Origin of the sequence: Variovorax sp. V118 (genome assembly GCF_041154445.1) — a bacterium.
Taxonomy (GTDB): domain Bacteria; phylum Pseudomonadota; class Gammaproteobacteria; order Burkholderiales; family Burkholderiaceae_C; genus Variovorax; species Variovorax boronicumulans.
Genome location: NZ_AP028663.1, coordinates 6985970 through 6998583 on the forward strand (window position 1 = coordinate 6985970; position 12614 = coordinate 6998583).

The 12614-nt window shown below is 69.7% G+C and carries 13 protein-coding genes; 7 read left to right on the forward strand and 6 right to left on the reverse strand.

Going from position 1 to position 12614, the window contains the following annotated elements; genetic code table 11:
• Window positions 1-5: 5 nt before the first annotated feature.
• The 4 genes from ACAM52_RS32650 to ACAM52_RS32665 are packed head-to-tail and all read left to right on the forward strand — an operon-like array spanning window position 6 to window position 3852.
• A complete protein-coding gene (locus ACAM52_RS32650; protein ID WP_369645596.1) occupies window positions 6-1661 on the forward strand; it encodes an FAD-dependent oxidoreductase in 1656 nt (551 codons plus the stop codon).
• On the forward strand, window positions 1658-1876 hold the full coding sequence (locus ACAM52_RS32655) for a DUF2783 domain-containing protein (RefSeq protein WP_369645597.1): 219 nt from the start codon (window positions 1658-1660) through the stop codon (window positions 1874-1876). Before ACAM52_RS32650 ends, ACAM52_RS32655 begins: the two co-directional genes overlap by 4 nt.
• Entirely contained in the window at window positions 1873-2838 is a 966-nt protein-coding gene (locus tag ACAM52_RS32660) for an MBL fold metallo-hydrolase (RefSeq protein ID WP_369645598.1), read from the forward strand. Before ACAM52_RS32655 ends, ACAM52_RS32660 begins: the two co-directional genes overlap by 4 nt.
• A 39-nt stretch (window positions 2839-2877) precedes the next feature.
• Window positions 2878-3852, forward strand: a complete 975-nt coding sequence (locus ACAM52_RS32665) for a Bug family tripartite tricarboxylate transporter substrate binding protein (protein WP_369645599.1) — start codon at window positions 2878-2880, stop codon at window positions 3850-3852.
• Window positions 3853-3862: 10 nt separating this feature from the next.
• On the opposite strand, the gene ACAM52_RS32670 is transcribed toward ACAM52_RS32665, so the two are convergent.
• The 5 genes from ACAM52_RS32670 to def are packed head-to-tail and all read right to left on the reverse strand — an operon-like array spanning window position 3863 to window position 6906.
• Window positions 3863-4201: an AzlD domain-containing protein gene (locus tag ACAM52_RS32670; RefSeq protein WP_062478262.1), complete on the reverse strand. Its 339-nt coding sequence runs from the start codon at window positions 4199-4201 to the stop codon at window positions 3863-3865.
• Entirely contained in the window at window positions 4198-4938 is a 741-nt protein-coding gene (locus tag ACAM52_RS32675; RefSeq protein ID WP_062478259.1) for an AzlC family ABC transporter permease, read from the reverse strand. Before ACAM52_RS32675 ends, ACAM52_RS32670 begins: the two co-directional genes overlap by 4 nt.
• A complete protein-coding gene (gene fmt, locus ACAM52_RS32680; protein ID WP_369645600.1) occupies window positions 4938-5894 on the reverse strand; it encodes a methionyl-tRNA formyltransferase in 957 nt (318 codons plus the stop codon). Before fmt ends, ACAM52_RS32675 begins: the two co-directional genes overlap by 1 nt.
• Entirely contained in the window at window positions 5891-6388 is a 498-nt protein-coding gene (locus ACAM52_RS32685) for a hypothetical protein (RefSeq protein WP_369645601.1), read from the reverse strand. The genes fmt and ACAM52_RS32685 overlap by 4 nt, the downstream gene beginning before the upstream one ends.
• Window positions 6385-6906 (reverse strand): peptide deformylase, encoded by a 522-nt coding sequence (def, locus tag ACAM52_RS32690; RefSeq protein WP_159279204.1) that lies wholly within the window; start codon window positions 6904-6906, stop codon window positions 6385-6387. Before def ends, ACAM52_RS32685 begins: the two co-directional genes overlap by 4 nt.
• A gap of 160 nt (window positions 6907-7066) precedes the next feature.
• On the opposite strand from def, the gene ACAM52_RS32695 reads away from it, so the two are divergent.
• The 3 genes from ACAM52_RS32695 (at window position 7067) to ACAM52_RS32705 (ending at window position 10151) form a co-directional block, all read left to right on the forward strand.
• Window positions 7067-8290 carry a LysM peptidoglycan-binding domain-containing protein gene (locus ACAM52_RS32695; RefSeq protein WP_139700752.1) on the forward strand — a complete coding sequence of 408 codons (1224 nt, stop codon included), beginning with the start codon at window positions 7067-7069 and terminating at the stop codon, window positions 8288-8290.
• Window positions 8291-8323: 33 nt separating this feature from the next.
• Window positions 8324-9466 (forward strand): DNA-processing protein DprA, encoded by a 1143-nt coding sequence (gene dprA, locus ACAM52_RS32700; RefSeq protein ID WP_369645602.1) that lies wholly within the window; start codon window positions 8324-8326, stop codon window positions 9464-9466.
• A 148-nt stretch (window positions 9467-9614) separates the two neighbouring features.
• Window positions 9615-10151: a DUF494 family protein gene (locus tag ACAM52_RS32705; RefSeq protein WP_139700756.1), complete on the forward strand. Its 537-nt coding sequence runs from the start codon at window positions 9615-9617 to the stop codon at window positions 10149-10151.
• 55 nt (window positions 10152-10206) lie between these two features.
• On the opposite strand, the gene ACAM52_RS32710 is transcribed toward ACAM52_RS32705, so the two are convergent.
• Window positions 10207-12606 (reverse strand): DUF1631 family protein, encoded by a 2400-nt coding sequence (locus ACAM52_RS32710; RefSeq protein WP_369645603.1) that lies wholly within the window; start codon window positions 12604-12606, stop codon window positions 10207-10209.
• Window positions 12607-12614: the final 8 nt, after the last annotated feature.

A 12614-nucleotide genomic window follows, 5' to 3' on the forward strand; every position in this document is an offset into this window, starting at 1 on the left:
GAGCCATGGAAAACTTTGCATTCGCACCGGCCTACGAGCTGCCGGTCTGGCCCTTCACACCGCCGCCCGAACTCGGCAGCGCGCAGGTGGTGCGCCACCCGGTCGTGATCGTCGGCGCCGGCCCCTCGGGCCTCACGCTGGCCTGCGACCTCGCGCAACGCGGCGTGCGCGCCGTGCTGCTCGACGAAGACGACACCGTGGGCGTGCGCGGCGCCTCGTCGCGCGGCATCTGCTACGCACAGAAGAGCCTGGAGATCTTCGAGCGCCTGGGCATCTGCGAACGCATCGCGGCCAAGGGCGTCACCTGGTCGTTCGGGCGCACCTTCTCGGGCGACGAAGAGGTCTACAACTTCAACCTGCAGGCCACCAGCGTCTCGACGCAGCCGCCCTTCATCAACCTGCAGCAGTTCTACATCGAGTGGTTCCTGGTCGATCGCATCCTCGAGCTCGGCGTGACCGACCTGCGCTGGAAGAGCCGCGTGACGCGCGTCGAGCCGCTGGCCGACGGCGTGCGCATCGACGTCGAGACGCCCGCCGGCAGCTACACGATCGAGGCCGACCACCTGATCGACGCCACGGGCGCGAACAGCCCGATCCGCACGCAGCTCGGCGTGGCATCGCACGCCTCGCGCAGCACCGACCGCTGGTGCATCTCCGACGTGCGCTTCGAAAAACCGTTGCCGACCGAGCGCTGGACCTGGGTCGACGCGCCCTTCAACGAAGGCCGCGGCGTGTGGCAGCACCTGATGGCCGACGGCGTGTGGCGCATCGACTACCAGATGCCCGAGGACTGCGATCCCGCCGAGATCAGTCGCCCCGAGGTGGCCGGTGCGCGATTGCGCGAACAGCTCGGGCCCGACGTGGCGTTCGAGTTCGTGTGGATCGGCCCGTACGGCTACCGCGACCACCTGCTGGAGCGCTTCCGCCACGGCCGCGTGTGCTTCATCGGTGACGCCGCGCACGTGGTGAGCCCCTTCGGCGCGCGCGGTGGCAACACCGGCATCCAGGACGCGGCCAACCTCGGCTGGAAGCTCGCGCTGGTCGTGCAAGGGCAGGCCGGCGAGGCGCTGCTCGACAGCTACGACGCCGAGCGCCGCCCGGCCGCGCAGGAGAACCTGACGGTCACGAGCCGATCGGCGCGCTTCCTCGCGCCGCGCTCGCCGGCCGAGCACACGCTGCGCCGCGCCGTGGTGGCACTGGCCAAGCGCCACACCTTCGCGCGTGCGCTGGTCAACACGGGCCGCATGTCGGTCGCCAACGACTACCCCGTCGCGCCGCTGCTGCCCGAAGGCGGGCGCACGGTGCAGAACCTGCCGCTGCGCTGGGCCGATGGGCGCGAGACCACGCTGATGCAACTGCTGGCCGAGGGCACGCAGTGCCTGGGCCTGTGGTTCGCGCCGACGCGCGCACAGGCGCAGGCCGCGAGCGATGCCACGGCCGCACTGCCACTGCGCCTGCTGGCCGTGGGCGGCGACAGCGGCCTGCCGACCTTGCGGGCCGACGAGACGCTGGCGCGCCACCTCGGCATCGACCCCAGCGTGGGCGGCTTCGTGCTCGTGCGCCCCGATGCCTACCGCGCTGCCGTGCTTGTGCAGGCGGCACCCGACACGGTCACCGCCGCCGTCCGCACGGCGCTCGCACTCACCGCTTCGTCCCCATGATCACCGAGTCCCGCATCCCCGACCCCGACGGCTTCTACGCCGCCCTGCTGGCCGCGCACGAAGGCCGCACCGAGGCGCAGAGCGCCGACCTCAACGCCCGCCTCGTGCTGCTGCTGGCCAACCAGTGCGCCGACCAGGCCGTGCTGCTCGCGTGCATCCGCGCGGCGGCCGAGGCCGGCGACGACATCCCCACGACCACGACAACACCGCCATGACCGCCACCGTCTCTTTCGCTTCCGCCTCCGACACCCGTGAGCAGAAGCCCCGTCTGCAGGAACTCGCCCCGGGCGCCTACGGCTACATCAGCGACTTCGATCCCAACTGCGGCTTCGTCGTCGGCGAAGAGCAGGTGGTGCTGATCGACACCCGCCCCACCCCGCGCATGGCGCGCGACTTTCTCGCGGCGATCCGCAGCGTGACCGACAAGCCGATCCGCACCATCGTGCTCACGCACTACCACGCGGTGCGCGTGATGGGCGCGAGCGCCTTCGACGAGGTGCAGGAGATCGTCGCCAGCAACGGCACGCTCGACTGGATCCGCACGCGCGGCCAGGCCGACTTCGAATCGGAAGTCGGCCGCTTTCCTCGCCTGTTCGCGGGCGTGGAAGAGATTCCGGGCCTGACCTTCCCGACCACGGTCTTCGAGCGCGAGATGACGCTGCCGCTGGGCGGCGGCCGCGAGCTGCAGTTGATGGCACTGGGCCGCGGCCACTCGGGCGGCGACACCGTGGCCTGGCTGCCCGACAGCGGCGTGCTGTTTGCGGGCGACGTGGTCGAGAACCACTGCGGCGTGTACGCGGGCGACGCCTACATCGGCGACTGGGCCGGCACGCTCGACGCGGTGCGCGCGCTGCAACCGCGCGTGCTGGTGCCCGGGCGCGGCGCGGTGCTGCAAGGCGAAGCCGCCTGCGCCGAGGCGATCGGGCTCACGAAAGACTTTCTCTCGACGCTGCTCGACAGCGTGCGCGCGGGCATCGCCGCGGGCGAGACGCTCAAGGGATGCTTCGCGCGCGCCGAGGCGGCCATGACGCCGCACTTCGGCGGCTGGCCGGTGTTCCAGCACGTGCTGCCCTTCGACGTCTCGCGCGCCTACGACGAACTGCGCGGCATCGAGCACCCGGTCGTGTGGACCGCCGAACGCGACCGCGAGCTCTGGCAGGTCCTGCGCGGCACCTGAGCCGCCCCCTTTTTCAACAAAGCAACGGAGACAAAAACGATGAAACGCTTCCTTCCCCTGCTGGCCGCGACCCTCGCACTCGCCGCCGCACCCTTCGCGTCGGCGCAACCGGCGGCCTACCCCAGCCAGCCCGTGAAATGGATCGTGCCCTACGTGGCCGGCGGCGGCACCGACAACCTCGCGCGTTCGCTGGCCGAGGCCATGCAGCCGTCGCTGGGCCAGCCGCTGATCATCGACAACCGCCCCGGCGCGTCGACCAACATCGGTGTGTCGGTGATGATGCAGGCCAAGCCCGACGGCTACACGATCATGCAGGCCGAGAACGCGGCGCTGCTGTTCAACGAGCACATGTTCGCCAAGCTGCCCTACAAGCCGGCGACCGACTTCACCTACATCGGCACCATCGGGCGCTTCCCGGTGGCGCTGGTCGTGCACCCCGACTTTCCCGCGAAGAACGTGGCCGAGTTCGTGCGCTACGTGAAGGCCAACCCCGACAAGGTGAGCTACGCCTCGCCCGGCAACGGTTCGCCGCACCACATGGCGATGGAGCTGTTCAAGCAGAAGGCGGGCCTGACGATCACCCACGTGCCGTACAAGGGCGCCGCGCCCGCCATGACCGACGTGATGGGCGGCCAGGTGCCGACGATGATGCTCGACCTGGCCTCGGGCCTGCCGATCATCAAGTCGGGCAAGGTGCGCGTGCTGGCCATCGCGCTGCCGCAGCGCGCCAGTGCGTTGCCCGAGGTGCCGACCTTCGTCGAGGCCGGCTTCAGCGACGTCAACGCCTATGCCTTCCACGGCCTGATCGGCCCGGCCGGCATGCCGCCCGAGGCCGTGGCGCGCATCAACACCGAGCTGCACAAGGCGATGAAGGCACCGAAGGTGGTGAAGCTGTTTACGGAGTTCGGCTTCGAGGCGCTGCCCGGCACGCCGCAGGACTTCTACAAGCTCTCGCGCGCGGAGAGCGAGCGCTGGGGCAACATCATCAAGACCGCCGGCGTGAAGCTCGACTAGTCCAAGTCGATCACCAGCCCAGGCCGAGGTGCAGGGGCAGGTACACCGCCATGCCGGCCAGCATCGTGCCCAGCACGCCGCGCCGCCAGAAGTAGTAGGCGCCGCCGACGACCGCCGCGTAGAGGCGGGCGTCGTGCAAGGTGGTGATCAGGTGGCCCTGCGTCATCACGATCTCGGGCGCGATCACGCCGGCCAGCGCGGCGGCCGGCGCGTAGTGCAGCGCGCGGTGCGCCCACTCGGGCAGGCCCCAGGGCCGGTCGAGGATGAAGAAGAAGCAGCGCGTGAGCACGGTGACGCCGGCGAGGCCGGCGATCACGGCCAGGGACCACCAGTCGGTACCGCCGCTCACTTGTCGTCCTCCGCGTCGGGGTCGAGCCCGAACTGCTTTTCGAGCCAGAAGCACAGCAGCACCGCCACGCCGATCGCGACCACGATGTTGAGCTTGAGCGGCAGCGCATAGGCCGCGACCGCCGTGGCGCCCGCGATGAGCGCGGCCAGCACGCGCAGCCGCGTCGTCGCCATCGAGCAGACGATGGCCACCAGGCTCAGCACGCCGGCAAAGCCCAGGCCCCAGGTCTGCGGAATGAGGTTGGCCAGCGCGATGCCCAGCAGGCTCATGCCCATCCACGCGCACCAGGTCACGAAGTAGTTGCCGGTGAGGTAGGCCTCTTGCGCCAGCCGCTCGGCGGGCGTGGTCGGCGGGGCCGTGTACTGCTTCGTGAAGAGCGCGTAGCTCAGGTCGGCCGTCAGGTAGCCGTGCAGCAGGCGGCGCCAGCGCGGCATGTGCATGAGGTAGGGCCGCAGGTGCAGGCTGAACACCACGAAGCGCAGGTTGACGCAAAAGCCCGTCGCCAAAATCACCCAGGCCGGCGCGCCCGCGGCCAGCAGCGGGATGGCTGCCAACTGCGAGCTGCCGGCGTAGACGAACAGCGTCATCGCCACGGCCTCGAGCACGCTCATGTCCGACTTGACCATGGCCACGCCGGTCATCAGGCCCCAGGCGCCGATGCCGAGCGCGGCCGAGGCCATGTCGCGCATGCCGGCGCGGAACTCGGGCTGGCGGCGCAGCGTGGGCGAGAGGAACATCAGCCGAAGACCTGGTCGGCTTTCAGGTCGAAGCCGCGCAGGAAGTCGGCCGCGGGCAGGCGCTTGCCGCCCGGGCGTTGCAGTTCGGTGAGCACCACGGTGGCGTCCGACGCCGCCACGGCGACGCCCGTTGCATCGGCCGAGATGATGGTGCCGGGCGCGGCGCCTGCAGGGCCGGTCGCCACGTGCGCGGCCCAGAGCTTGACGGTCTCGCCGCCGAGCGGACTGTTGGCACCGGGGAACGGATCGAAGGCCAGCACGCGGCGCACGATGGCCGCGGCCGGCTGCGTCCAGTCGATCAGCGCTTCGTGCTTCTCGACCTTGTGGGCGTAGGTGATGCCTTCGGTGGGCTGCGGCGTGCGGGTGAGTTGCCCGATCTGCGCCAGCGCTTCGACCACCATGCGCCCGCCGAGCGCGGCCAGGCGGTCGTGCAGGCGGGCGGTGTTCTCGCCGGGCGCGATGTCGAGCGCCTCGCGCAGCAGCATGTCGCCGGTGTCCAGGCCCGCGTCCATCTGCATGATGGTGATGCCGGTCTGCGCGTCGCCGGCCTCGATGGCGCGGTGGATCGGCGCCGCGCCGCGCCAGCGCGGCAGCAGGCTGGCGTGGATGTTGAGGCAGCCGTGCGCCGGCAGGTCGAGCACCCACTGCGGCAGGATCAGCCCGTAGGCCGCGACCACCATCACGTCGGGCTGCCACGCGAGCAGCGTGTCGCGCGCGACCGTGGCCTCGTCGGGGTACTTGCCGTCCAGCCGCAGGCTGCGCGGCTGGGCGACGGGCCAGTTGTGGGTCACGGCGCACTGCTTGACGGGCGAAGCCTGCAGCTTCATGCCGCGACCGGCGGGCCGGTCGGGCTGGCTCATCACGCCGACGATGTCATGGCCGGCGGCGGCGATGGCCTCCAGGGCGACGCGCGCGAACTCGGGCGTGCCCGCAAAAACGACTTTCAACGCGCTCAATCCCGGATCCGTTCGAATTCGAGGTCATCCCCCGTGTGATACCGGCGCACCACGCCGGTGGGGTCGATGTAGATATAGAGCATGCGGCGCTCGTTGATGGCCTTGTAGCGCCAGGTCCAGACGGTGCCGTCGAAGGAGCTGACGCGGCTGATTTCGTAGGGCTTGCCGTAGAAGGCCAGCACCTCGTTCTGGCGCCAGCGGTCGACCTGGATGTCGTGGCCGAAGCGCGCCTCGGTCAGCACCTGGGTCACCGAGACGACCTTGCCGGAGGCGTCGAGGTCGATGTCGACCACCTCGAAGCCGGCCGGCATGCGCGAATACTGCAGGCGCTCGCCGCCGCCGTTGAGCGGGTAGCGGCCGGTGGGCGCGCCCAGGCGCTGCAGGGTGTCGGCGGCGGAGGTGCCGGGCTGGATGCGCGTGGGTTCGCTGACGCAACCCGCCAGGAACAACAGTCCGGCGGCGGCCAGCGAGGACCACGCAGCCCGGTGGCTCATGCCCGTGCTTCTTTCATGTCCTCGCGCTGCTGCTTGAGGAGCTTGCTCTTGATGCGGTTGCGCTTGAGCGGCGACAGGTATTCGACGAACACCTTGCCCATGAGATGGTCGAGCTCGTGCTGGATGCACACGGCCAGCAGGCCCTCGGCCTCGATGGTGTGGGTGTTGCCGTCGGCGTCGAGCGCCTGGACCTTCACCGAGGTGGAGCGCATCACGCCGTCGTAGATGCCGGGCACCGAGAGGCAGCCCTCTTCGTTCAGCACCTTTTCGTCGCTGGCCCAGGTGATTTCGGGGTTGATGAGCACGATCGGTTCGTTGCGCTCTTCGGAAACGTCGATCACGACCACGCGCTCGTGCACGTCGATCTGGGTCGCGGCCAAGCCGATGCCGCTCGCGTCGTACATGGTTTCCAGCATGTCGGCGACCAGCGTCTTGATGCGCGCGTCCACGCCCTGCACCGGCTTGGCCACCGTGTGCAGGCGCTTGTCGGGGTAACTCAGAATGATTCGTTTGGCCATGAAATCGGGGGGAAGTTGTGGCTATTTTCGCCAATTCCGCGACGTGTCGCGGCGCATTGGCGCGAAAACGTTGCCCTTGCAAGGGCTTCGGGCGCAGAATTCGTAGCAAATTGTGAGATTCGTATGCGCCACGATACTTCGTGCGCTCACCCATCCAGACATGACACAGCCCAGCTCCACCGAACACCAGCGCCCGACCCTTTTTGCCTTCTGGACGGCCGCCCTGGCGGTGGCCGGCAGTTGCGGCGCCACGGCGGCCTGGGCGCAGACGACCTACCCGGTCACGCCCCAGCAGCGCGCCACCGCCCAGCAGACCGCCCAGGCCGGCGTGCCGCTGAGCGAGCTGTCGCCGAAGGCGCCCGACGAGTACACCGTCAAGCCCGGCGACACGCTCTGGGCCATCTCGCGCCTGTACCTGCTGCGCCCCTGGCGCTGGCCGGAGCTGTGGGGCATGAACATCAACGAGATCCAGGACCCGCACCGCATCTACCCGGGCCAGGTGCTGTACCTGGACAAGAGCGGCGGCCGCGCGCGCCTGACCACCCGCCGCAGCGTGGGCGGCGTCGATGGCGGCACCATCAAGCTGTCGCCGCGCACGCGCTTCGACTCGCTCGCCGGCATGGCCCTGCCCACGCTCAACCCGAGCCTGATCGAGCCCTTCCTCAGCGAACCCATCGTGGTCGACGCCAACACGCTCGACGCCGCGCCGCGCATCGTGGCCGGCAACGACAGCCGCGTGCTGCTGTCGCGCGGCGACCGCGCCTATGCCCGCGGCAACGCCGAATCGCCGCTGGTCGAAAAGCCGGGCCCGGTGCAGCACTACCGCATCTTCCGCAGCGCCACGCCGCTGAAAGACCCCGGCACCGGCGAGATCCTCGGCTACGAGGCGCAGTACCTGGGCAAGGCGCAGCTGCAACGCGGCGAATCGACCACCATCGAGACGACCGGTGACAAGGACGTCATCACCGTCGTGCCGGCCAGCATCGACATCATTGCGTCGCGCGAGGAAATGCGCGCCGGCGACCGCCTGCTGCCCGAGCCGCCGCGCCAGCTGCTGAGCTACGCGCCACGCGCGCCCTCCACCCAGGTGGACGGCCGTATCGTGTCGGTCTACGGCAACGCCGTGCAGTACGCGGCGCAGAACCAGGTCGTGGCCATCAACAAGGGCACGCGCGACGGCGTCGACAACGGCCATGTGCTGGCCATTTTGAAGAACGGCGAGACCATCCTCGACCGCACCGGTGCGCGCAAGGAAACGATCAAGCTGCCGAACGAACGCATCGGCCTGCTGATGGTGTTCCGCACCTTCGAGAAAGTCTCGTACGCACTCGTGCTCGAAATCAACGACACTCCCCGCGCCGGCGACTTCCTCGTCAATCCCTGACACGCGCCTGAGGCTTCTTTCTCGCACACTCGTTTGGAACGCGCAGAACTCGCAGGCTGGCTGCGACTTTCACTGACCCCAGGCGTCGGCGACGGCGCCGCACGCCGCCTGCTCGCGGCCTTCGGGCTGCCTGACGCGATCTTCGCGCAGCCCGAGGCGACGCTGTGCGAAGTCGTCAGCACCGCCCAAGCCGCCGCGCTCAAGCAGCCGCCCTCCGGCCTGCAGGCACAGATCGACCAGACCTGGCAATGGCTGCACCCCGCGGACGACCCCACCGGCGGCACCATCACGCGCCGCGTCGTGACGCTCGGCGACGCCGGCTACCCGGGCTCGCTGCTCGAGATGGTCGACCCGCCGCTGATGCTCTACGTGCTCGGCGCTGCCGCCTTCGACCTCACGCAACTCGGCCGCAGCCTCGCCGTGGTCGGCAGCCGCAACCCGACGCCGCAGGGTGCCAGCCACGCGCGCGCCTTCGCACGGGCGCTGGGCGAAGCGGGCCTGCCCGTGGTCTCGGGGCTGGCGCTCGGCATCGACGGTGCGGCGCACCTGGGCGCACTCGACGCGGCCGGCGACGCTCCGGTGCTCGCCACGGTGGCGGTGGTCGGCACCGGCCTGGACCGCGTCTACCCCGCGCGCCACCGCGACCTGGCGCACCGCATCACGCTGCAGGGGCTGATCGTGAGCGAGCTGCCGCTGGGCACGCCGCCGCTCACGCAGAACTTTCCCAAGCGCAACCGCCTCATCGCGGGCCTGGCGCGCGGCACGCTGGTGGTCGAGGCGGCGCTGGCGTCGGGCTCGCTCATCACCGCGCGCCTCACGTCGGAACAGGGCAAGGAAGTGTTCGCGATCCCGGGCTCGATCCACTCGCCGCAATCGCGCGGCTGCCACGCGCTGATCCGCCAGGGCGCGAAGCTGGTCGAGTCGGTGAACGACATCCTCGAAGAGCTGCCGCCGCTGGCGCCAGCCGCTCGCACGGTTGCCAGCGACACGCCTTCGCCGGCCCCGGAACACCCACTGCTCGATGCCCTCGGCTTCGACCCGGTGAGCCTCGATGCGCTGAGCGCACGCACCGGCTGGAGCGCGGCCCAGCTGCAGGCGAAGATGCTCGAGCTTGAACTCGACGGGCATGTCTCGCGGCTGCCCGGCGGCCTGTTTCAAAGAGCAGCCGTCGGCTGACGCCCGGTCCGCGCCCGCTTTTTCGTGGAACACCGCGGAACCGGCTTTGCCGGGCCGCTGGTGTTGCCCCCGGTAGGGGGTTGGCGCAGCGACACGAAGTGCGCGAAGACTGGGGGCGAGCAACGGTTTCCTGGGCTATATTGGGCCCATGTTCGAAGTGCTCGTGTTTGTGTATGAAAACTACTGGCGCGGCGATGCCTGCCCCGAACCCGAACAGCTGGGCCGCAAGCTCAGTGCGCACGGTTTCGAGGCGGACGAAATACGCGACGCCCTGCAGTGGCTCGACGGCCTGAGCCTTGCCACGCAAGGCCTGCAGTTTGAGCACCAGGCCAGTGAAGGCGATGACGACAACGCCATCACCACTGCCCGCGTCACGCTGGGCGGCGCGCCCGATGCGGCGCTGCCCCAGTCGAGCCAGTCGATGCGCGTGTACTCGCCGTCGGAACAGGAGCACCTCGGCGCCGAGTGCCTCGGCTTCATCCGCTTTCTCGAACTGTCGAACGTGCTGCCCTGCGGCCTGCGCGAGATCGTCGTCGAGCGCGCGATGGCCGCACCGGGTGACCCGGTGGCATTGGACGAACTCAAGATCATCGTGCTGATGGTGCACTGGAGCACCGGCATCGAGCCCGATGCGCTGGTGCTCGACGAGCTTTGCGAGAGCCGCGAAGGCCGTACGGCACACTGAGCTCTCCTCCGAGCTGCGCGCACTTCCCCACAGACGAGAACAGCCGCGCGGCTGACTAGTTCAGCAGTCGCTCGGGATTCGCGTCAAGCTTCGCCAGCGCCTCTCGCGTGGCGCGCGCGGTGAGCGTCTCTTCCTCGGCCGGCACCAGCAGGCCAGCCTGCAGGTACATCGCCAAGCGCCCAGCTTGGATGAGAAAGCTGCGGCCGTCGGCTGAGGCGAACAGGTGCAGCTGCTTGCGGTCGCTGCGCCAGACGAACTGGACCTGCGTGACGCGGTCGTTGTGGTCCAGCATGAACCAGTTGCCGACCTGCAGCTCGTGGGTCCACGCGAGCATGTCTTCGGCCACCTTGACGCCGGCGGTGTCGGAAATGACCTCGATGGCGGTCGCATCCACGCCGAGCAGCAGCTCGATGCTCTGCGCGTCCAGCGGCAGGCTGGAGGCGCTGCCGTCGTCGGTCACGAAGTCTTCCAGGTGCGCCAGCCGCTCGGCCATGGCCTCGATCTTGGCCTGGGGAATGGCCTCGGTCTTCGACATGAAGGCGTCGGTGAGCGTGGCGCCGATGGTCTTGATGTGGCCTTCCTGCGGCTCGCCGACGATGCCCAGCAGGTCCATGCCCTGCCGCAGTCGCTGCAGCAGCTGCGGCAGGTCTTGAATCACGCGGGCGCGGTCGGCGCGGTTGGGCTTGGCGCTGGCGGCCCAGACCAGCTCGGAGGCCACGCGCTTGAGCATCACGGTGTGCTCGCCCTGCGCGCCGTAGCGCAGCGCGGCGATGGCCAGCACCTCGGCCCAGACCTTGAACAGGAACTCGCGGATCTCGTCGCGCACCGGCATGTCGTTGAGCATCTTGCGCAACTCGATGGTGTACTGGATCGCCATCGTCTCCTTCTGCTCGACCTGCTGCGCCACGCTCATGACGCGCTGCGTGGCGTCGCTCTGCGTGAGATAGCGGCTGAGGAAAGCGACAAACTCGTCGAACACCAGCTTGAACACGCGCTGGCCGGTCTCGGGGTACTGCTCGATCACCTGCACCACGCGCTTGATCTCGTTCTCGAGCGCGCTGCCGGTGATGGCGGCGGCGTCGAAGCCCATCACGCAGGAGCCCATGCGGTCGATCAGCATGCGCGCGGGGTGCTGCAGGGTGCCGAAGAATTCGGGCTCGGCGATGGCCACGCGCAGCACGGGCATCTGCAGCCGCGCGAACCACACGCGCGCGGAGAACGGAATGCGCTCTTCCGCGAGGATGGCCTGGAACATCAGCGCCACGATCTCGACCGTGGCCTTGTCGGCCGTGGTGGGCGCGCGCTTCTTGAGCTCGGCGGTGCGCCGGCGCAGGTCGACGGCGGTCTGCTGGATCAGCGTGGCCTGCTCGCCTCCGCCGTCGATGTACTGCGTGGCCGCCATGCGGTAGGCGACCTCGGCATCGGCGATGGCGCCGGCGAAAGTGCGTGAAAACACGCGGGGCGCGGCCACGCCGCCGCCGGTGCCGGTCGTGCCTCCGCCCGGTTGCGAGGCGCCGGCCTCGCCGCCGATGCGCGCGGCGACAAAGCGCTTGAGGCTCAGCAGCGCGGTCTGCGCGCGCTGCCGCGCGAACGCGAGCGGCGAGCTGCCCATCATCGAGCTGGAGGCCGGCCCCGACGACGGCACGGACGCCGCATGCGAGGCCTGGAAAGCGAAGCCCGGACGCTGCGGCTGCGATGGCTGTTGCTGGCCGTGCGGCACGGCCGCACCTGCCGGCGAGCCCTGCCCCATCGGCATGCTCGACGACACCGGCATGCCCATGGAGGACGGGCCGCCGCCCGAATCGCCCGTGCGGCGCACGAAGCTCTTGAGGTCGATTTCGGGCATCACGCCCTGCGCGATCAGGAAGGCGTTGGCGCTTTCGTAGGCCTTCACGACCACGTCCGCCAGGGCCTGCTGCGCCGTGCCTTGCACGCGGCCCCAGGCCTCGCGGCTCAGGCCGGCGGCCAGCCACTGTTCCACCAGCAGCTTGGCCAGGGTCTCGGGCTTGAGCACGTCCCGGGCGTCGAGCTCGTTCGTGCCTTCGAGGTGCTGGATGCGCAGGCGCAGGTCGCTGAGTTCGAAGCTGGCCTTGTCGTGGATGGTCTGTGCGAGGCGCGAGGCGAGGATGTTGCTCTCGACCACCTCGTCGCCGATGAGCTCCAGCCGCAGCGCCGCGGGGGCCGACGAAGTGGCACCCGCCGGGCCCGTGCCCAGCGCCTTGCGCCAGCCGGTCTGCGCCAGCGACACCCACTGCGAGGCATGGCCCTGGAACGCCACGAGGTCGTCGCGGCTTTCCTGCATGGTGCGCGCGCTGCCGACATCGGAGGCCACCGCGGTCAGCCGGTCGCGAATGGCCTGGGCCAGCGGAGCGATCGCACCTTCCGTGGCCGCCACGAAACGCTCACGCGCCTCGCGTGCGAGCTGCAGGGAAGAAGCGGACCGCGCAGTGCTCATTGATGGAT

What these genes read in the sequence shown, in the direction of transcription:
- ACAM52_RS32650 (WP_369645596.1), top strand. Translation starts at nt 6, where the DNA reads ATGGAAAACTTTGCATTCGCACCGGCCTACGAGCTGCCGGTCTGGCCC.
- ACAM52_RS32655 (WP_369645597.1), top strand. Translation starts at nt 1,658, where the DNA reads ATGATCACCGAGTCCCGCATCCCCGACCCCGACGGCTTCTACGCCGCC.
- ACAM52_RS32660 (WP_369645598.1), top strand. Translation starts at nt 1,873, where the DNA reads ATGACCGCCACCGTCTCTTTCGCTTCCGCCTCCGACACCCGTGAGCAG.
- ACAM52_RS32665 (WP_369645599.1), top strand. Translation starts at nt 2,878, where the DNA reads ATGAAACGCTTCCTTCCCCTGCTGGCCGCGACCCTCGCACTCGCCGCC.
- ACAM52_RS32675 (WP_062478259.1), bottom strand. Translation starts at nt 4,938, where the DNA reads ATGTTCCTCTCGCCCACGCTGCGCCGCCAGCCCGAGTTCCGCGCCGGC.
- ACAM52_RS32685 (WP_369645601.1), bottom strand. Translation starts at nt 6,388, where the DNA reads ATGAGCCACCGGGCTGCGTGGTCCTCGCTGGCCGCCGCCGGACTGTTG.
- def (WP_159279204.1), bottom strand. Translation starts at nt 6,906, where the DNA reads ATGGCCAAACGAATCATTCTGAGTTACCCCGACAAGCGCCTGCACACG.
- ACAM52_RS32695 (WP_139700752.1), top strand. Translation starts at nt 7,067, where the DNA reads ATGACACAGCCCAGCTCCACCGAACACCAGCGCCCGACCCTTTTTGCC.
- ACAM52_RS32705 (WP_139700756.1), top strand. Translation starts at nt 9,615, where the DNA reads ATGTTCGAAGTGCTCGTGTTTGTGTATGAAAACTACTGGCGCGGCGAT.
- ACAM52_RS32710 (WP_369645603.1), bottom strand. Translation starts at nt 12,606, where the DNA reads ATGAGCACTGCGCGGTCCGCTTCTTCCCTGCAGCTCGCACGCGAGGCG.